This window comes from Bdellovibrio bacteriovorus (assembly GCF_025558485.1).
Classification (GTDB): domain Bacteria; phylum Bdellovibrionota; class Bdellovibrionia; order Bdellovibrionales; family Bdellovibrionaceae; genus Bdellovibrio; species Bdellovibrio bacteriovorus_G.
This window is the reverse complement of sequence record NZ_CP102930.1, coordinates 1,918,496-1,937,286: the sequence shown is the minus strand read 5'-3', so window position 1 is coordinate 1,937,286 and position 18,791 is coordinate 1,918,496. Positions and strand designations below refer to the sequence as shown.

At 48.9% G+C, this 18,791-nt stretch carries 16 protein-coding genes and 1 tRNA gene; 2 read left to right on the top strand and 15 right to left on the bottom strand.

The genetic code is table 11. From position 1 onward, the window contains the following. The first annotated feature begins 1 nt into the window (after position 1). A complete protein-coding gene (locus EZJ49_RS09460; RefSeq protein WP_262551821.1) occupies positions 2 to 1,015 on the top strand; it encodes a gamma-glutamyl-gamma-aminobutyrate hydrolase family protein in 1,014 nt (337 codons plus the stop codon). A 59-nt stretch (positions 1,016 to 1,074) separates the two neighbouring features. Further along, positions 1,075 to 2,478, top strand: coding sequence for an aldehyde dehydrogenase family protein (locus EZJ49_RS09455; protein WP_262551820.1), 1,404 nt, complete (start codon positions 1,075 to 1,077; stop codon positions 2,476 to 2,478). Here EZJ49_RS09455 and EZJ49_RS09450 read toward each other — a convergent pair. From EZJ49_RS09450 to EZJ49_RS09380, 15 genes are all read right to left on the bottom strand, one after another. After that, a complete protein-coding gene (locus EZJ49_RS09450; protein WP_410468735.1) occupies positions 2,475 to 4,694 on the bottom strand; it encodes a cation:proton antiporter in 2,220 nt (739 codons plus the stop codon). The genes EZJ49_RS09455 and EZJ49_RS09450 overlap by 4 nt on opposite strands. Before the next feature lie 203 nt (positions 4,695 to 4,897). After that, positions 4,898 to 6,514: a S8 family serine peptidase gene (locus EZJ49_RS09445; RefSeq protein ID WP_262551817.1), complete on the bottom strand. Its 1,617-nt coding sequence runs from the start codon at positions 6,512 to 6,514 to the stop codon at positions 4,898 to 4,900. A gap of 333 nt (positions 6,515 to 6,847) precedes the next feature. Further along, the gene (locus tag EZJ49_RS09440) at positions 6,848 to 7,576 is read right to left on the bottom strand and encodes a dolichyl-phosphate beta-glucosyltransferase (RefSeq protein ID WP_262551816.1); all 729 of its coding nucleotides are present in this window, start codon (positions 7,574 to 7,576) and stop codon (positions 6,848 to 6,850) included. Beyond that, entirely contained in the window at positions 7,576 to 9,525 is a 1,950-nt protein-coding gene (locus EZJ49_RS09435; RefSeq protein ID WP_262551815.1) for a site-specific recombinase, read from the bottom strand. The genes EZJ49_RS09440 and EZJ49_RS09435 overlap by 1 nt, the downstream gene beginning before the upstream one ends. Further along, positions 9,480 to 11,141 carry a hypothetical protein gene (locus EZJ49_RS09430; RefSeq protein ID WP_262551814.1) on the bottom strand — a complete coding sequence of 554 codons (1,662 nt, stop codon included), beginning with the start codon at positions 11,139 to 11,141 and terminating at the stop codon, positions 9,480 to 9,482. Before EZJ49_RS09430 ends, EZJ49_RS09435 begins: the two co-directional genes overlap by 46 nt. A gap of 224 nt (positions 11,142 to 11,365) precedes the next feature. Continuing rightward, positions 11,366 to 11,439: transfer RNA gene (locus EZJ49_RS09425), tRNA-Cys, on the bottom strand. A gap of 64 nt (positions 11,440 to 11,503) precedes the next feature. Next, on the bottom strand, positions 11,504 to 12,955 hold the full coding sequence (locus EZJ49_RS09420) for an ATP-binding protein (protein ID WP_262551813.1): 1,452 nt from the start codon (positions 12,953 to 12,955) through the stop codon (positions 11,504 to 11,506). 98 nt (positions 12,956 to 13,053) lie between these two features. Continuing rightward, positions 13,054 to 13,860, bottom strand: coding sequence for a tyrosine-type recombinase/integrase (locus tag EZJ49_RS09415; protein ID WP_262551812.1), 807 nt, complete (start codon positions 13,858 to 13,860; stop codon positions 13,054 to 13,056). Next, on the bottom strand, positions 13,860 to 14,009 hold the full coding sequence (locus tag EZJ49_RS09410) for a site-specific integrase (protein WP_262551810.1): 150 nt from the start codon (positions 14,007 to 14,009) through the stop codon (positions 13,860 to 13,862). The genes EZJ49_RS09415 and EZJ49_RS09410 overlap by 1 nt, the downstream gene beginning before the upstream one ends. 99 nt (positions 14,010 to 14,108) lie before the next feature. After that, positions 14,109 to 14,744, bottom strand: a complete 636-nt coding sequence (locus tag EZJ49_RS09405; RefSeq protein WP_262551809.1) for a hypothetical protein — start codon at positions 14,742 to 14,744, stop codon at positions 14,109 to 14,111. A 50-nt stretch (positions 14,745 to 14,794) separates the two neighbouring features. Beyond that, on the bottom strand, positions 14,795 to 15,565 hold the full coding sequence (locus EZJ49_RS09400) for a hypothetical protein (RefSeq protein WP_262551808.1): 771 nt from the start codon (positions 15,563 to 15,565) through the stop codon (positions 14,795 to 14,797). Positions 15,566 to 16,024: 459 nt separating this feature from the next. Next, positions 16,025 to 16,321 carry a DNA-binding protein gene (locus EZJ49_RS09395; protein WP_262551807.1) on the bottom strand — a complete coding sequence of 99 codons (297 nt, stop codon included), beginning with the start codon at positions 16,319 to 16,321 and terminating at the stop codon, positions 16,025 to 16,027. Further along, positions 16,314 to 16,577: a type II toxin-antitoxin system RelE/ParE family toxin gene (locus EZJ49_RS16430; protein WP_262555938.1), complete on the bottom strand. Its 264-nt coding sequence runs from the start codon at positions 16,575 to 16,577 to the stop codon at positions 16,314 to 16,316. Before EZJ49_RS16430 ends, EZJ49_RS09395 begins: the two co-directional genes overlap by 8 nt. A gap of 190 nt (positions 16,578 to 16,767) precedes the next feature. Then, a complete protein-coding gene (locus EZJ49_RS09385; RefSeq protein ID WP_262551806.1) occupies positions 16,768 to 17,931 on the bottom strand; it encodes a SpoIID/LytB domain-containing protein in 1,164 nt (387 codons plus the stop codon). Positions 17,932 to 18,028: 97 nt separating this feature from the next. Continuing rightward, positions 18,029 to 18,781, bottom strand: a complete 753-nt coding sequence (locus tag EZJ49_RS09380; protein ID WP_262551805.1) for a slipin family protein — start codon at positions 18,779 to 18,781, stop codon at positions 18,029 to 18,031. Between the last annotated feature and the right edge of the window lie 10 nt (positions 18,782 to 18,791).

Here is an 18,791-nt window from a genome sequence, read left to right as displayed (position 1 = left end):
CGTGAAATCCCTTTTCGTGGCCGCCGTTCTATTTATTTCTCTTTCCAGTTCAGCCTCTGAACTGGTGCGCCTGTATGAATGGTCCCCAGGGAATACACTGGCTCCGCTGATTCTGCCGGTAAAAATCAGTGAAACCCCAGAGCAGGCGGCACAAAGATATTTACAAAATCTGGATCGCAATCCTGAATTGATGGAACTTTTTGAAGGCCGTCTGCCCGATGTCCGAATGTCAGGATTCAAACCGCTGGATGAAGTCACCCGCGAATCCCGCGCCCTTTTACTGGCCAATCTGCCAAAGGATTACACGCGTAATTCCCAACGTGTGGAAAACTTCCAGAAGATTTTCGCCAAGGCCAAACACAGCTCTTACATTTTGCCAATCAACGCCAACCTGGGACTTTCACAAAGTGAAACCCGCGACCTGTTCACGCAGATTTCTGAAAAGTTCCCGTTCCTGGTCGCCATGGGTGGCGATGATGTGGAACCTTCCCTGTATAAGAAACAAAACACCCACTCACGCAACACCATTCCCGCTCGTGACATATTCGAGATCGAGCTGATCAAGTCTTATGTTACCCGCGAAAAAGGCTTCCTGCTGGGGGTTTGCCGTGGCTCGCAGATTTCTTCCGTGGCTTTGGGTTACAAACTGATTCAGGATGTTCCTTTCCATGTCGGCACCGACGTCAGTCATGGCAATGACTGGCATGAAATTGAATTAAAGCCGACTAAGAACAACATTCTGGCTTCTTTGCTGGCCGAAGGCCAAACCCGCATGACAGTCAATTCCCTGCACCACCAGTCCGTAATTTTTAAAGAAGGCGGCCCGTTACAACTGGCGGCCCACGGGCACGACGGTGTGACAGAGGCCACAGAGTTTAAGAATGGACGCGGCCTGCTTTTACAGTTCCATCCCGAGTTGATGAACAATGATTTGGGTTCCAAGATCCTTTGGCGCGTGCTAAAACAAAAGAATGTCGTCATGCCGGGCCGTTGCGGGAAGATTTTTTCCTTCTAACAGCCAGCCATTGCCAACTTAAACATTGCCTCCATTTCACAGTGTTCTAACATAGGGCTATGTTGGAACAGATCTTTCTTCATCAAAAGCAGTTCTCGCTGAAACTTCGCAGCGAATCCCTTGAAACCCGTATCCAAAGCCTGAATGCCTTGGAAAAGGCCATCGAGGCCCATCAGCCCGAGATCATCGAGGCTCTAAAAAAAGACTTCAACAAACCTGAAGCCGAAACTCTGCTGTCAGAGATTTATCCCGTCTTAAAGGAACTGCACTTCACACGCAAAAATCTTAAGAACTGGTCACGCCCGCACAAAGTAAAAACGCCGCTGACTTTGTTCGGCAGCCAGAGCTTCATTCAACCCGAAGCCCGTGGCGTGTGCCTTTTGATCGGTCCTTGGAACTACCCCTTCCAACTGGTGTTCCTGCCGTTGATCTCGGCCATCGCTGCCGGCAACTGTGCCATCGTAAAACCTTCAGAACTGACTCGTCACACAAGCTCGTTAATTAAAAAAATTGCTGAAGCCGCCTTTTCCACCGAACACGTATTTGTCGCCGAGGGGGGCGCTGAAACCACACAGGAACTTCTGAAGTTTCCGTTTGATCATATTTTCTTTACCGGCAGCACCCGCGTGGGAAAAATCATCATGGAAGCCGCCGCCAAACACCTTAGCAGCGTAACGCTGGAACTGGGTGGAAAATCCCCCACCATCATTGATGCCACGGCAGATCTTCCCTTAAGCGCCGAAAAAGTGGCCTGGGCCAAATTCATCAATGCCGGACAAACCTGCGTGGCACCGGATTATCTTTTCGTGCACGAATCTGTGGCTTCAGCATTTAAAAAGCATCTGGTCAGCGCTATTGAAAAGTTTTACGGATCATCTGCAGAACAAATTCAAAACAGCCCGGATCTGGCGCGTATGGTGTCGCTAAATCATACCCAGCGACTGAAGGATTTGATTGATGATGCTGTCTCTAAAAAAGCGGAAGTCATCTTTGGCGGTCACTGTGTGCCCGAGAAGCACTATTGCAGTCCCACGTTACTGGACAAGACAGACCCGCATGCCCTGGTGATGCAAGAGGAAATCTTCGGTCCGATTCTGCCGATGATGACGTTTAAGGAAATTTCCGAGGTGATTCATTTTATCAACGATCGCCCGAAACCTTTGGCGCTGTATTTCTATTCCCACAGTCAGATGAACACTGAAAAAATCCTGAAAGAAACCAGCTCTGGCGGGTTGGTCTTTAATGATTCAGTGATTCACTTTGTAAATCCCCATCTGCCTTTTGGCGGAGTCAATCACAGTGGACTGGGGCGCTATCACGGCCTGCATGGATTCCAGACCTTTTCCCATGAAAAGGCAGTCCTTAAGCAGTCCTTCTTTGGAAAGGTGCTTCGGATCATGTACCCACCTTATACAGAATTCAAAATGAGCGCTTTAAAAAATCTTTTGCGCTGGAGGCTCTAGTTCAGTTGCAGGATCTTATCGCGATCGCCCACGATCCACAGCAGGTCTCCTCTGCGCAGGGTTTCGCTGGAATCCGGATTTAAGATCCGGCCACCTTCGCGTTCAATTCCCACAACAAGACCATGGGTCATTTCACGTAAACCGCATTCACGAATGGTTTTATTCAAGAAGGGCGAGGCCTCTGTCAGCAGATATTGTTCCAGACTGTATTCGGCCTCTTCTTCAGCCGCTGCCTGTGCTGGCAGGTCTGCTTCAATGAAACTCTTAAACTGAATCAACTGCGCATCTGTTCCGATCACAAACACATGGTCATGCGGCATCAGACATTCCATCCGTCCTGGAGCCGTCACCCGACGACGCCCCCGTTCAATCAGGGCAATGGTCACGCCGTATTTCTCCCGAATAGACAGCTGGTGCAAAGGCACCCCGACGTACGGAGCTTCCGGCGGGATTTCAAATTCCGTAATATGCGCATCCCACGGAGCCAGAGCACGGCTGTGTTTACGCGCATGATTCTTTTGAACTTCGTCATTCAGATTTGTCAGGAATCGGCGTTCAAACCACTGATAAATATCCTGAAGTTTTTGCGACAGCACATACCCCACCACTACAACCATCCACAGAGTGATCGCCACGGCCCACATTAACGGCACAAACTGCGCAACCATCGCCCCCAACAGCCCCACTGCCAGCATGATCCGGGAAACTAAAAAGACATAGTTATGACTTCCTTTGCCCTGCCCAACCATCAGGGCCTCAAACTGCTTGGTGCGACCAAAAGCCAGCGCCCACAAGAACGGCGCACTTAAAATCAATGTCGTGCTTAGGGTGATAAATTTCGCAGGCCCCTCGGCAATCTGACGCTCCAAAAGAAACGGCAAAAACACACGGGCCATGGTCAGGAACACCGCCACGACCACGACGGCATTCAACAGAACTTTTAAAATGTAAGCCCGGACCTGATCGCGGTAGTCCTTGCTCCCGGACATGGAAAAAGAAATCACGCTGTAACTGTCCAGGGTCTGAATGAACTTCGGTGGCAGCACCTTTTCCAGCCAGCCATAAACTTTCTCTGCCGATCTTGCCATGTAAGGTGTGGTAAACGCCGTCATCACCGAAACGGCCACCGCAATCGGATAAATCTTTTCACTGATGACTTTCAGACTTAGACCCAAAGTCGCGATGATAAAGGAGAACTCACCGATCTGCGCAAGGCTCATCCCGGACTGTACAGAGGACTTTAGCGTCTGCCCCGAAAGCACTGAGCCTAAAGTAACACTTAAGGTTTTACCCACGATCACCACGGCTGAAAGCAGCAGAACTTCCTTCCAATAAGTGGAAATAATCAACGGATCTATCAGCATCCCGACCGAAATAAAGAACACGGCCGAAAAGAGATTCTTAATCGGCGCAATCAGATGGTGAATACGCTCACCTTCAATGGTTTCCGCCAGAATAGATCCGGTGATGAACGCACCCAACGCGGAAGAAAACCCAACATTGCTGGCAAAGACCACCATCATCAGACAAAGCCCCACGGCCACCACCAGCACGGTTTCTTCCGACAACAACTTTTGTGCCCGCTTCAGGAAGCTTGGCAGCAGGAAGATCCCAGCCACAAACCAGATCGACAGGAAGAAGGCCAGCTTCAGCACCGCCCCCAGCATCTCCGTACCAGAAAAATCCCGGGTCAATGCCACTGTGGTCAGCAAGACCATAAGAAGTACTGCAACCAGATCCTCGATCACCAGAACACCGAAGACCATACCGACAAACTTCATGTTTTTAAATCCAAGCTCTTCCACTGTCCGGATGATAATGGAAGTTGAAGAGATCGACAGAATCCCCCCCAAGAACAGACTGTCCATAGTGGACCAGCCCAGAATCTGTCCCGTGGTGTATCCAAACAGAATCATCAAAGAGACTTCAAACAACGCCGTAAAGCTTGCGGAACCCCCAACGCGGATTAGCTTTTTAAAGCTAAATTCCAATCCCAGTGCAAACAGCAAAAAGATGACACCAATTTCCGCCCAAAGATTGATACTGGACACCCCGATCACTGTCGGAAAAATAGAGGTCTTCGGGCCTACCAAAAAACCGGCGACCAGATATCCAAGAACAATAGGTTGATTAAGTCTTTTAAACAGAAGGGTCACCAAGCCAGCTGTTCCAAGAATCAGGGCCAGGTCATGAATCATAGCGGGTAAATGCTGCATATCTAATAACTATGCGCCCACTTCCACCCAAAAGGTACCTGCTTACTTTTGCAGAAGCGCCGCGCCAACGCGCTGCTTCTGCAAAAGTAAGCAGGTACCTTTTCGGAGGGGGCCCCAGATGTACCTTTTAAAAGAAAAACGGCCTCCTGTTTCCAGGAAGCCGTTTCTTGTTTGTCGCTTATTTGCTTATTTAAAGAGGCGAATTACTTCGCGTCGATTGCAGCTTGAACAGCCGCTTCTGCGTTTACGATACCTGCGCCAAGCTCGTTAGCAGAGTTTGGAGAAAGTGGCGTTGCAGTACGCTTCAAGATTTCTTTTACTTGAGCACCAGTCAAAGCTTTGTTCGCAGCTTTCATCAAAGCAACCACACCAGATACGTGCGGAGTCGCCATGGACGTACCGTCGAAAGCAGCATAGTCAGTCGCTACAGTTTGCAAAGTAGCAGATACTTCTTTACCAGTACCGATAACACGCAACAACTCTTGACCAACAGCTTGCTCAATCATGAACACGCCGATTGGAAGAACAGAACCATCATCAGTCAAAGCACCTTGGATCAAACCAGGAGCGTTATTGTAGATGATCGCGCCAACAGCACCCGCTTTGATAGCATTTTTAACTTTTTCAGAGAAGTTGATTTCACCGCGAGAGATCAAAGCGAATTTGCCTTTAACGTCTGCTTTAGCGAAATCTTCAACTTTACCCAAACCAGCTGGAACCAATACGTTCGTTTCTGGAGTCAAAACTTCCTTCGCGCCTTGGAATGTAGAAGAAGCTACTTTTACATCTTTCTGACCGTTAGAAACTGAAACAGAGGACTCACGACCAGTGCCCATTGGTACGGAAGAAACAACCGCAACACCCGGAGCAACTACAGCCAATTCAGGACCGTATTGAGAGAAGTCAGCTTTTTTCAAGCTGCTGTCAACCGCACCAACTGCGATAACAGTTGGAAGAGCCGCTGGGTAAGACACACGGTTCGTACCGTTGTTACCAGAAGCCGCCACAACAGTGATACCTGCACGGTCAGCTGCTGCAACTGCATTTCTTTCAGCAGGAGTGGACCAAGCGCCACCCAAAGACATGGAGATTACGTCCACTTTTTCCTGGATACCCCAGTTGATACCTTGAGCAATCGCTACGTTGGAGCAACCTTGCTCAGAGCACACGCGACCAGCCAGGATTTTTGCTTTTGGAGCAACACCAGTGAAACCAGTTTTATCCAAAGAACCAGCGATTGTACCAGCTACGTGAGTACCGTGACCAACGTGGTCAGTGTAGTCAGAACCATCACTTGCATCAGTGAAGTCTTTACCCGCTTCAAAGTTAGCTTTCAAAGATGGGTGAGCTGCATCGATACCAGTGTCCAAAACAAGAACACGAGCACCGGAACCGCGCTTAGCTTTAGACCAAGCTTCAGTTGCTTTAACTGCATGGATACCCCATGGAGTTTTTTGACCCAATTTTTGGGATTGTTGTTTTTGACCAAGGAAACCTTTAACTGGAGCTGGAGCTTCGTGGAAGATTTCCTTCTCAACGTAAGCCACCGCAGGATTTGCTTTCAGTTTTTCAACCTGAGCATCGCTGGAAGCGTTAACAATAAGTGTATTCAAATTAGCAAGACTGTCTTCCAGCTGACCTACAGCTTGAGACTGAACACCCAAGTCGATCCCTTTGGCTGCATAAGACCCCTTCATCTTATAAGCCATGTGAGCTTTGTTGAAAGACGCTTGGTCCTTCATGATCACAAGTACGCGCTCTGCTTGAGCTGATGCCGCGAACAACACCGTAACGATGAGTGCAAACACGTTGAGTTTCATTAAAATCCCCCCATATCCATGGACTCCAACTATTGAAGTCCTCTATGGGTAGGCACTTCATTTCAGCTTGAAAGATTTATCAAGTACTCTTTTGGAACCACCTGCACTTTTTTTTTGACCCCAAAAAGTGAAAAAATCTGTCATGGCACTGCTAGTTCCAAAGTGGAACCCCAGTTCAATTTTAGGACCACAGCAGCCTCTAGTATTAAAACTCCTTATAGTTACCATCATTTATTTGTAGTTGAGCTGCCTAATATTAAATCAGAGCAAATGACTCGAGGCGGCGTTATTTTTTTGTTCCTGAGCAGATATTGGGCGTTAAAGCCGATTGGCTTATCTGATGTTCTGCAAACGACGGCGCATTTTTCTGACAGCAAAAAGCATTTCCAAACTGTCACGCACGATATGAACACGCGAAGAATCCCTGTGCTGCCAGCGAATAGGCACTTCCAGCACTTTTTTGCGATATCTCTCCATATATAGGATTAATTCCACATCCCAGGCAAAACGCTCAACAGACAGCTGTGGCAGAATTTTCTGACGGAAGACCTCGTCATTGTGAACAAGTTTAAAACCGCATTGCGTGTCTTTATAAGGAAGCCCCACAAACAGACGTAAAATCTTATTAAAAGTCTTCCCCATCGTCTGACGAATCCAGTGCTGACGAACTTCGATCTGGCTTTGCGGCAAGGCCCGCGATCCCATGATCAGATCCGCCTGATCCATAAACGTCTGAAGCTTGCGCAGCTCCTCCCACGGGGTCGCCATATCAGCATCAGCCACCAGCACCCATGAAGAACGTGCTTCAATCAGACCTTTTTTTACCGCAGCCCCCTTGCCGCGATTTTCAGAAAAACCAAAAACTTTCAGCAGACTCCATTCCTGTGCAAACTGCTCCACCACCTGACGAGTGTTGTCCATGGACCCATCATCCACGACCAGAACTTCGGTGATACTCACAGACAGCACATCCTCGGTACAAAGCTCTTTTAACACCTGCAGGGTTTCCGGCAGGCGTAAAGCTTCATTATAGGCAGGAATCACAATGGAAACATCTGTCATCAGTGACCGTGATTTCCACCAGAGGATTTTGGCACATTCGCCCCAACCGGCAGGAAGAAGCTAAGCGGACTGGAGAAGAAGCGCTTAACCACGGCCTGACGAATCGCCTTTCTTTGCGGCGGCTGAACACCGCGGGCTTTAATTGCCACCCACAAGGCCAGACCAAAGCTGATCAGAACGTTGAAGGCACCGATAAAGAAGATACCGATCACAGCTCTCCAGAAATCCCAGGTCTTCATAAAATCAAGCCCCAGAACCGGCAATGCGCCCCCTAAAGTCCCCGAAGACAATGTCACGTGACGGACATCCAAAGGAATCCCCATGAATTTTAAAATCTCCGGAGTCATTCCCAGCATCACACCCAACGAGATATTCCCCGCCAAACCTGAGATGTTGTTTTCAAAGAAGACCGCAATATTGCGGGCGCCCCGCTTGCCAAACACCGCCTTCAGCGTTGGACTGCGTGCCAGGGTTTTTCTTAAGGCATTCAGTGCGAACCAGTTGTCACTCCAACCGGAAAACACACTGGAAGACCACAGCAAAATACCCGTGAAGCCTGCATAAATAAACGCCGGCCCCAGAATATCCACGGACTTAAAGGCGTACTGTGCCTTTTCCACCGACATCATGTGCCCGCCAAAAAGCAGATTGAAAATGGCATCAATTAAAATCACACAAGGAACCACAAACATCACGTTTCCGGAAACTGCCGCCACCTGTGAGCGAATGATATGTGTGATGTCCGTGACCAGATCGTTCATTCCCTTTTCACTGTCCACATCCTGCATTTTGGCCGCCAGTGCCGGCGCCGTCATTGCAGGCTGCTTCGTTCCCAGAGTAAATCCAGCCAGATGAATCGCCACGAAACTCAAGGCATAGTTAATCGACGCCAGCATCCCTTCCATAAAGCCGGAAAGGCCCAGAGCCAGAATACCGATCTTCACATACACCGTCAGCGCCGTGATTGCCCCGCCACCACCGGCCGCCTGAAGCATACGGCGATACTCATCCTTGGTACGCGTGATGTAGTGCTCACCGGTTTCCGCCGCTCGTTCAACCACTTTGCGCGCCAGCAAGGAAATATTCTGAGACATCAAAGAGGAAATACTGCGCAGATCCTGATTTTCCTCCACCAGTTTGGACAGGAAGCTTGTCACTTTCTTTGCATCCAGACGCTCATTCAAAAGAATTTCCAACAAACTGTCCACTCGCTGTAAATAAGTACGCAAACGCGCCATCTGGAAAACCAGATCCACGCTGACGCCATATTCATCCAAATGCTTATGCACCTGTGCCAGTTCCCGGCGACACTCCCATACGATCATGCGAAAACGCGAAGCCTTTTCCAGCGTCAGATTGCGATCGCCGGCATGATAGGCATTCACAAACTCTTCCAGTCCGCGCACCAAGGCAAAGAATGCTGAATCACGGAAGTTGGGCTTATCCAGACGATAACGAATGGCCGGAGACAGCCCGATCGCCCGCACCTGAATCACCAAATATACCAGAGCATCTTCCAAATCGATGCTGAAACGGTTCCAATCCTGCTCATCAGTGCCGACTTCAAAATTGAACAGCTCCACCAGTTTGTCGAAGGTCACATTGTCGATAGAGGAAATCCACAAAGGGTCCTCTTTCGCCGGGAACAACGCCCAGAACAGATAACCCAGTTCGTGATCAAGCGGCGGCGTGGGCAGCAACTTCATCATCAGACGATCCGACAGCTCACTCCACAACCCCAATTCGCGTGGAAGGCCGGTTTCTGTGTAAAGTTCCAGACCACTGACTTCGTGAACCACAGTTCGCAGAATCACGGCGATTTCTTTTTTCCACGTCAGATTGCGATCCAAAACCATCAGCAAATAGCGCAAGCGAGCCACCGGCAAACGGCCGGTTTCTTTTTCTATGATCGCGGTTTCAGGAACCATCGGCATGTAGATTGTAACCACATCACCTTTTTAACCAGCGTCGAATCCGACGTAACTGCAAGACTGCACCCCAATGTCGTAAGTGGGTCTCCGTTGCCGTCGATCAGACTTGTTTTCGCGGTCGTCAGATTGACGGTTGTTCCGGCTGAATAAGTGACGGTGAACACAAACTCTTTACTGGAATTTCCCACTGTCGGCGTGGGAGCCGACACAGCGATGGCAGGAAGTGTGTTTGTCACGGTGGCCGCAGCAGAAGTTGCTGAAGCCAAGAAACTTACCCCGGCGCTATTCACAGCCATTCCGGCAGGAAGAGCAATCATCACCGTTCCATCCCCAGAACATCCCGTAACGACGACTTTTTTCTTCTGGGCATCCACAGGATCTATACGAACCACACAGTCCTGAGTGGCTGTTCCTGACAGAATCACATCCGTATCCGACAAGGTGATCGAAGTCGCATCCGGGAAATCAACAACCCAGGCAAATTCAACTCCTGCATTCCCCACCGCTGGATTCGGGGCCGCAATTTGAGGCATAGGTCTCAGCCCCAGATTTTTAAAGTTCCAGGAAAATTCCTGTGTCGTTCCAGCATTGACATATTCAACACGAATTTCATTTGGTCCAAGAGGAAACTCTGCCAGATCCGATAAGTCCAGACTCAATGAAAAATGATTTCCCGTACAGGCCGTCGTTGCAGACTGGTAGCTGCCATCAAGACTCTTCACCTGCACCGTAGCGCCATTGTCAGCGCAGTAACCCATCAAAGTGAAGTTCGCCAGTTGGTCAGAATAGTAGCCCGCATAAGGAGTGTTATAAATCTGTAAATCCCCATCATTCGGCGTGCGCCCATCGACAAAGGATTGAAAGGCTTTGGCATTATCCACCACAAGTGCAGGACCCACTCCGTAAATCAGTGGCGTCATCGCGGCAGGAACCGAAGCTACGGTGGTCTGCCCCATTTTTACGGAATTCATATAAGCTGTAACGACTTTTGTAGCCTGATCCACCTCACAGCCAAAATAGCTGTCTTCAGAAATAGGATAAGAACTTACAACACGGGACGGAGGCAAAGTCCCGCCAATGAAGCTCATAAAGTCGCCGACATAAAAGCCAACGTCTCCATTGGCTGCGTAATCAAGAAAACATCCCACCAGATTGTATTCAGGAACTCCGCCAACGACTTCCATTCTTGCATAAGGCATAATGCCATAAACCTGTTTATTGATATCCGGAGCCGTGATTCTGATAGAGGTTTCCAGATAAACTTTGGCCAGCCCCTCAATATTTGGATTGATAACAATCTGCGAAGAGTTTTTAGCAGCATCTATTTGTTGGTCCGTCAGCTGAGTGGCCGCAGGCAATAGAGGATGCACCACCCAGCGATTAAGCAGGTCTGAGGTCAGCAGTTGAGGTGCACGATTGAAATCATCCTGAAAGAACGGTGGGTTGACGTCCACTGGAAATATACAATCCTGAGGACCACAAGTTCCGTTGTCGTTGCCGCCATCACCAGCGTCCGGATCTGGTGTCGGCCCGTTGATAATTTCAGCCAATGAATTCCAGCTTTCGGCTTTTAAAGAACAAGCCGGAAGACAAAAGAGCGCCAATAAGATGGTGATTAAATATCTGTTAAACACGTGCCTGACTCCCGATAGTAATTCACTTATCGGGAGAAAAATCGCACAGATAAAGACCTTCGACCCACCCTGAAACACGATATCCGATCGCATTTACAAGAGGAACAGGACAAAAGCGCATATAGTCGCTATGAACTTTAAGCGCTTAGGCACTTATCAACAGTTGCGTGAAGAGAACCCTAAGGCTTAGAAACGCAAAAACCCGCATTTAGCGGGTTTAAGTTTGGAGGTGACGAGCGGATTTGAACCGCTGTAGCAGCTTTTGCAGAGCTGAGCCTAACCCCTCGGCCACATCACCGTCGAAGGAAGGTTAAAACTAATCTTTCCCCCCTTTTCTGTCAACGCCAAACACTTAGTCACCACTAACACCCCAACCGTTTTAAGGCCTCAAATGGCAGGTGGGTGATCTTCAAAGCCTCTTCCACATGCAAGGGATGCAGTTTTTCGGCCTTCATCAGGTCAGCAAGACTTCTTGCGACTCGCAGCGTTGCAAGTTCGCGACGGCGCGAGGACAGCTCTTTCGGGAAAAGTTCTCGCATATAGAAGCTCGGCAGATCCTGAGTCAGCTCATCCCAACTCCAGCGAGCGGCCACCTTGCGAAACCTCCGATCCTTTTCTGCCATCGCTGCTCTAAAGCACCGGGCCTCTTCCAGCTCTTGCAGTAAACTCTGCCCGGTGATGGTTCCTCCCTCTTCACGTTTGCGCGTAAAGAACGTCACTTGGAAACGATCCACCAACGGCCCCGACAGGCGCTCCATATAGGACTGGCACTTCTTGATCGAGCGCCCACAGATCACCCGAGAGTTGGGCACCCAGTCCCCGCACGGACACAGGTTCGTGGTGGCGATCACCAAAGCTTCGGCCGGATGTTCTTCCACGTAACGCCCGCGACGAATGCGAATCCGAAAGTCTTCCATCGGTTCTCGCAAGGCCTCTTGCGCGCGCGTGTGAAACTCCAGCAACTCATCAAGCACCATCATTCCCTTATGGGCTCGCGTGATGTCGCCTTTAAAAGGAGGAACACCCCCACCAATCAAGCCGAGGGGAGTCGTTGAATGATGGGGATGCACCAAAGGACGCCAGCTTAACGGAGTCTCGCTGCCACCCTTGTTATTCTGTCTGATTTCATGCATCTCTTTTTGTGTTGGCGCCAGCAAAAGCGAATGAAGACTTTTGGCAATCGTGCTTTTTCCGGACCCCGCAGGTCCCGCCAACAAGACAGAGTGTTCCCCCAAGGCCACCAGCTTTAGCAACTTCGCCTGACGCTCTGGAAATTCCAGATCAAGGCCGAAGCAGGGACGCTCCACCACATATTCCCGTGGCGACAAAGGCACGATCTCGGGCTGACTGGCATCTTTCAATTGCGGCAATCGCCACCTTGTGAAGGGTGCTTTATTATCAAACCCTGCCCCCGTCCAAATCTGTACACTTTCTTCGGGATCGAAGTCTTCCATCAGGTCGTCCGGTTCAAAGACCTCTCCGCCTAAAGACAGTTCTCCATAGACAAAAGCTTCTTCACCGTCAGGCTTGGGGAGCTGTTCTGTTTCCCACAAAATTCCCAAAGCCACGGCCAGCTCCAGACCGCGCGAGGTTTTCTTTAAGTGCGACGGCCGCAGATTCACCAGAATTTGCTGCGCTTTCGGGAACTCGAAGCCCTGATTACGAATGGCACTTTTAATTCGATGGATACTTTCTTTAATGGCCTGATCCGGTAGTCCTAAGAATTGAATTTGCGGCAGGCCCGCGACGAAACTCAGTTCAACTTCAACCGGCACTAAACGATCTTGATTGCGAATAAGAGATTTTATTTTCATAGCGACGGGCAAAAAAGCAAGAAAGGTCCCATCGTCAAAGGGCAATAAAAAAGGCCTTCACAGGGAAGGCCTTCGGGTTCCGGACAAATATTTATCCGCTACTTATCCGCGTCCACCATCTGCGACAGCGGATGGTGTTCTTCGATGGTTTTAGTCATCGTGTTGGTGGTCACATTGGTATAGATTTGTGTCGTCTGAATGCTCGCATGTCCCAAAAGCATTTGGATAGAACGCAGGTCTGCACCGCTTTCCAACAAGGCCGTGGCACAACCATGACGGAATCTGTGCGGATTTACCGGTTCCTCAAAACCAGCACGCGCCGACCATGCTGCCAGCCATCTCCATACATCCACGCGTGAAGGTCGATGACCGCGGTCATTGATCAAAATAGACGGGCCGTTTTCTTTCATCAGGGAAGGACGATGCTCTTTCAGATAAACCGTTAGATTTTCCGTCAGCTTTTCTGTCAATGGCACCAAACGCTCTTTGTTGCCTTTCCCCAAAACCTTGATCCAACGATCGGTCTGGTTAAAGTCCACAACGTTTAAAGAAATCAATTCAGAAACACGGCAGCCCAAACCGTACAGGAACAACAGCGTCAGTTGATTACGAGCCGTCTTCACCGGGTCGTTGACCTCTGCGGCATCAAAAAGCTGCTGGAATTCCTGCGGAGTCAGGACCTTTGGCAAACCCACTTTGACTTTAGGTGGACGAAGCTCACGCAGCTCCGGGCACTTCATCCCGCGGGTTTCACAAAACTTGAAGTAAGTGCGCAAAGACGAAATCACCCGCGCCTGAGAGCGAGTGGAAAGGTTCTGTTTTTTCATATATTCGTAAAAACCAGGCACTGATTTGTTGTTTTTACGATACTCGATATAAAGTTCCAGGTCGCGGCGATAAGCCATCACCGTATTCTGGGAGCGTCCTCGTACTTGTTTTTACGATACTCGATATAAAGTTCCAGGTCGCGGCGATAAGCCATCACCGTATTCTGGGAGCGTCCTCGTACATTTTGCAGTTCATCAAAGAAGTCGATCCAAAGAGGTAGTTCCATACCCTATTAGACCCAGACTTTCATCCAAGCGCAAGAAATAAAAAAACCCCGGGATAAACCCAGGGCTTGGTGATTTTACAGCTAATCTAACTTCGCTCCTTAGTTTACTGTGTCATAGAATGTTTGAGAACATGCCATGCCATTCACACTCAGGATCTTCACAGCGCCATACAGCTTGGTTCCACCTGTCATCAAACCCATTCCATAAGATGCCGGAGCTTCAATTCTAATGACGATATTATGAGTTGTCGTAACCAGATCCAACTGCAAGTCCTGCCCGTAAATTCCCAAAGAGCCGGAGTTTCTGTTCTGCAAAGCATAGGTACCAGCAGGAACCACACACCCTGTGCCATTATACCAGCCAAATCCACTGCCCGTATCAAAGAACTGTTGATTCACAACCAACTGTCCCTGCCCAAGAGCCACCGGCCCGGTATAGCTTTTATAATATTCAGAAGCCGGGATATTGGAAACTCCCGCTTGTGCCAACAACTGCATATTCTGCAACTGGAACGCTCCTGTCGCCGCAGTTCCAGAGAAAGTGGTGAGCAGAGTCGGATTACTAATCCCACCACAGCTTCCATTGGCACAGTTCCAACCGACATTGGTGTTTGTACCACCGCCACCGCCGTCTTTTCCACAAGCCGCCAAGGCCAATACCATTCCCAGCGCTGCGAAAGCTCGTTTGAAACTCTTTGCTGGAAAACTTAAAGTCTTTTTGTTAAGTCTTTCCATGTTCTCTCTCCTGTTTTTCCGGGTTAACATCTCTTTATTAATATAATTTTCTATTTAAACGCTTCGGATACAACCAAGCCGGAGAATGTTCCAAGCTTTCTGTAACCATCTGCAGGGTATGGACTTGTTTTGTTCATAACCGCAGAAGCGCGACAGTTGTATGGGCCAGAGCGGATGTACCAGCATTTTCTGTAAGGAGACTGCTGTACATAAGACTGACCAAAGTTCTTGTAGTAAACAGAGCCTGACACTGTGCTGGAACCCTGACCGTCACCTTGGTTTACAACCTTGTCGATAACCACAACAATTGCACCGTATTGATCCTGAAAGAAGCCGTTGAAGACTGTTTTACCGTTGTAAGTGAACCATCTGTTGTATTCAGCTTCCAACATGTTGTTGTCCTGCAAACCGCTCATTTTCACATTAGTGCCCAGACCAGAATCGAAAGTTCCTGTGTAAGAGTACCCCGTGTCCACATAAGAAAGCTTCACAGTGCCGCCGTAACGATTGCTGCCCACGTTTTCCAGATCAATCGTCAACTTATAGTTGCTTGGATTGTTCAGTGGACGAATACCCACATAAGAGTTCATCTCTGCAAAAGAAACCGGTACGAAATCAACCACGTTACCGCCGGAAGTTGAACCTGAAGAAGTACCGCCTCCATCTGGAGCTGCCGGAGCTTCACCACCAATACCGCCATCATAGATAGGCTGATTTGTATTGTTAGATCCAGTCTGGAACTGATTGCTTTTTCCGCAACCCACGCCCATCAAAGAGAACGCTGCCAGCAGGAAGATCAGTTTAGAGTTGAATGTTTTCATATCAGCCTCACTTAAAAGGTCCGGTTGATTTATGGACCTCTCACAGTGACTCTATTGCGATGCTTGTGCCAACATGCCAAGCCTTTCAAAAGGGATGTAAGCGCATGATATAACTGGCAATATTCATCCATCCCGGAGTGATACAGAATCACCAGAGCGTCTAATGTCTGTGGAAGGTGCGCAAAAGGGGCACCACTGTCACATCTTGATATGCACAAAACTTCGACGAAAAAATGAAAATTTAAGATTTTTCCTCATCTTACCGAAATGGGATGTATCAAACTTAAAAGAGGATTTTACGATGACAATGACAGCGACAAATGCATTGATTCTGGGCGCGGTTTTCATGTTCGCGGCCCGCGTTTTCCTGGCTTTCTAATTTTGAGGCCTTGAATTTTTTCCTGAAAGAGACTCTCTTGCGGAGCTCTTTTTCTTTTTTAAAAGCCCTTCCGAATCTTTCTATCCCACCTTCTTCGGCTGAATAGTTATCTCCAAACCAACAGACGCCAACAACTTCACAACATTACGAAATGAAGGATTACCGCTTCCACCAATCATTTGGTAAATAGCCTGCCTCGCAATTCCCATTTCAGCTGCGATTTTCGCCGCTCCGTGGACCTTAACAACGTCCGACAATGCTTCAGAAAGAAACTTTTCCTCCCCCTCTTCCAAAGCCGCCGCCAGATATGCTGCCGCAAAGTCAGGATCGAGAAGCTCATACTTTAAATGATCTTGAAAAGTGGTGCCTTTAGCCATGATCGCTCTCCACTCTATGTAGCTGAAGATATTTCTTTGCCATTTGAATATCCCTGGTCTGTGACGATTTATCCCCCGCCACCAGCAACAGTAAAATCTCTTTTCCTTCAATGGAAAAGTAAACCCGGTAGCCGGGACCGAAATGGACCCTCAACTCGTAAAGTCCATTTCCTAAACTCCGATGATCCCCCAAATGCCCGAACTCAGCCCGAGCGGGCTCTCTGCCCGAAGCAGTTCGATAATAAGTTGCGGTCAATCTCTTCAACTCAAGACTCCTCCGTTGTCACATATAATTGTCTAAATGTCAATTATATGTGACAACAATGAGAGCCGACTTAGAGCGTTCTGCCAACAAGCAGCCCAAAGGCCGCCCTTGCAATAGGAAAACCACTTAAGGACTGAATATACTTGAATACAGCCAACAGCTTCCCAGAACCCGGACAGCTTTACTGCAATTTTGCCAGTGGATAGTAGTGATTTAAGATTTGTTTGTAGGTGTATCCCTTTTGTCCCAAAGAGCGACTGCCCCACTGACACAGTCCCACGCCGTGACCGAAGCCGCGCCCCTGGAAAAGAAATTCTTCACCCTGTTTTTTCATTTCAAACAAAGCGCTGCGCAGGTCCTGGAATCCCAAAGACTGACGGAAGTCATTGGCAGACAGAACTTTTTCCGGACTGCCGTTGAAAGCCACACGCACGGCTTGTACGCGCTGGTCCTGCGGGTTTCTGTCGAACTCGATACTGTCGAAGTCAGCCACACGCAGGCGTTTTTTCAAGTCGTCCTTTGTTAATGTCAGCTTCCACTGTCCGCGCGGATTCGTGGGGCACGAACTATCCACCACAATCCCGGTGTTCACCCCATAGTTCCAGACATTCTTGGAAGTTGTCGTCTTCCCCCCGCAATCGGAATGATAGAAGGCTTTCAGAACACGGCTTTTCGGGTCCCACAGCTTAATGCCTTTGGTTTCTTCCACGGCCTGCATCGCTTTTTGAATCAAGGGACTTGTGCGATCTTCAGCAACGACATGGCGGAAGACCTGATCCAACACACTGCTTTCCAAATGATAAGGCTTGTCTTTGCGTTCATTGATCACAGCCAAAGCATAGGATCTTGCCGCGATAGCCTGAGCCTTCAACGTTTCCAGTGGCCAGGACAGGGGCATCTCGCTGGCCAGAACACCCACAACGTATTCATCCAACGGCATCACTCCCACGACATCCACCATTCCGGCATTCATGCTTAACAAAACCCGTGACGGCAGGGACTGAGATCCAATGCGCACATTATGACCTTGAATCAAAAGGTACTTATCCGTGAAAAGATGTTCGCTGGCTTTGGTTCCCGTGCGCAGAGCCCAGATTTTTTTACCGTCTTTTTGCAAAACACGCACTTCGGCTTGGCCATCCTGAGGGATCGCCACCGGACGGAAATTCTGGGTCAGATTCTGAAAGCGCAATCCCAAGCCGGAAATTTGAATTTTAGAGGAAAGCGATTTCAAACGCACTCGCACCAAAGGGGCATCCTTGCCTGAGGTCATGGAGGAATGAGCGTCAGAAACAAAGCTGACGAAAACCAAGATGAAAGTCAAAGATGCCCATACTAGCTTCACTGCCAAACTCCGTCCGTAGAGTTTTGAAAATAAAAAAGGGACAAAGCATCCAGCCTTGTCCCCTCTATTTAACCAACAATAGTCCAGCGATAAAAGTCTAGTTTTCCTTTTTTGTCATCTCCATGAAGGGTCTGATCAGGTCTAGTGGCAACGGGAATAGAATCGTATTGGTCTTGTCCCCGGCAATTTCAGTCATCGCCTGCAAATAAGCCAACTGCAAAGCAGACGGAGACGCCGCCAAAGTGTTGGAGGCTTCTTGAAGTTTCTGGGCACGCTGAACTTCCCCTTCAGCAGAAATAACTTTTGCACGACGCTCACGTTCAGCTTCCGCCTCACGCGCCATGGCTCTTTGCATTTCTTTTGGAAGGTCAATCTGCTTTACTTCCACCATGGTTACTTTGATACCCCAGGACTCTGTGGCTTTATCCAGGATCACCTGCAAAGCGGCGTTGATTTTGTCACGATGTTCAAGAACGTCATCCAGATAGTACTGACCCATCACAGAACGCAAAGTCGTTTGCGCCAACTGGCTGGTGGCAAAGTAGTAGTCTTCAATTTTCGTGATCGCTTCCATCGGAGAAACCACTTTAAAGTACACAACAGCATTCACCTGCATGGACACGTTGTCCTTGGTGATAACGTCCTGAGGCTGTACGTCCATGGTGATGGTACGAGTGTCGATCTTGAGCATGCGTTCAACGAACGGAATCAATAAAATCAAACCAGGTCCACGCACACCAACTGCTTTACCCAGACGCAAAACCACGCCGCGTTCCCAGTCATTCAGGATCTTGATCATCGAACTGCCGACGATACCGCCGATCACAATCAGGCCAATTAAAAATTCCATTATTTTCTCC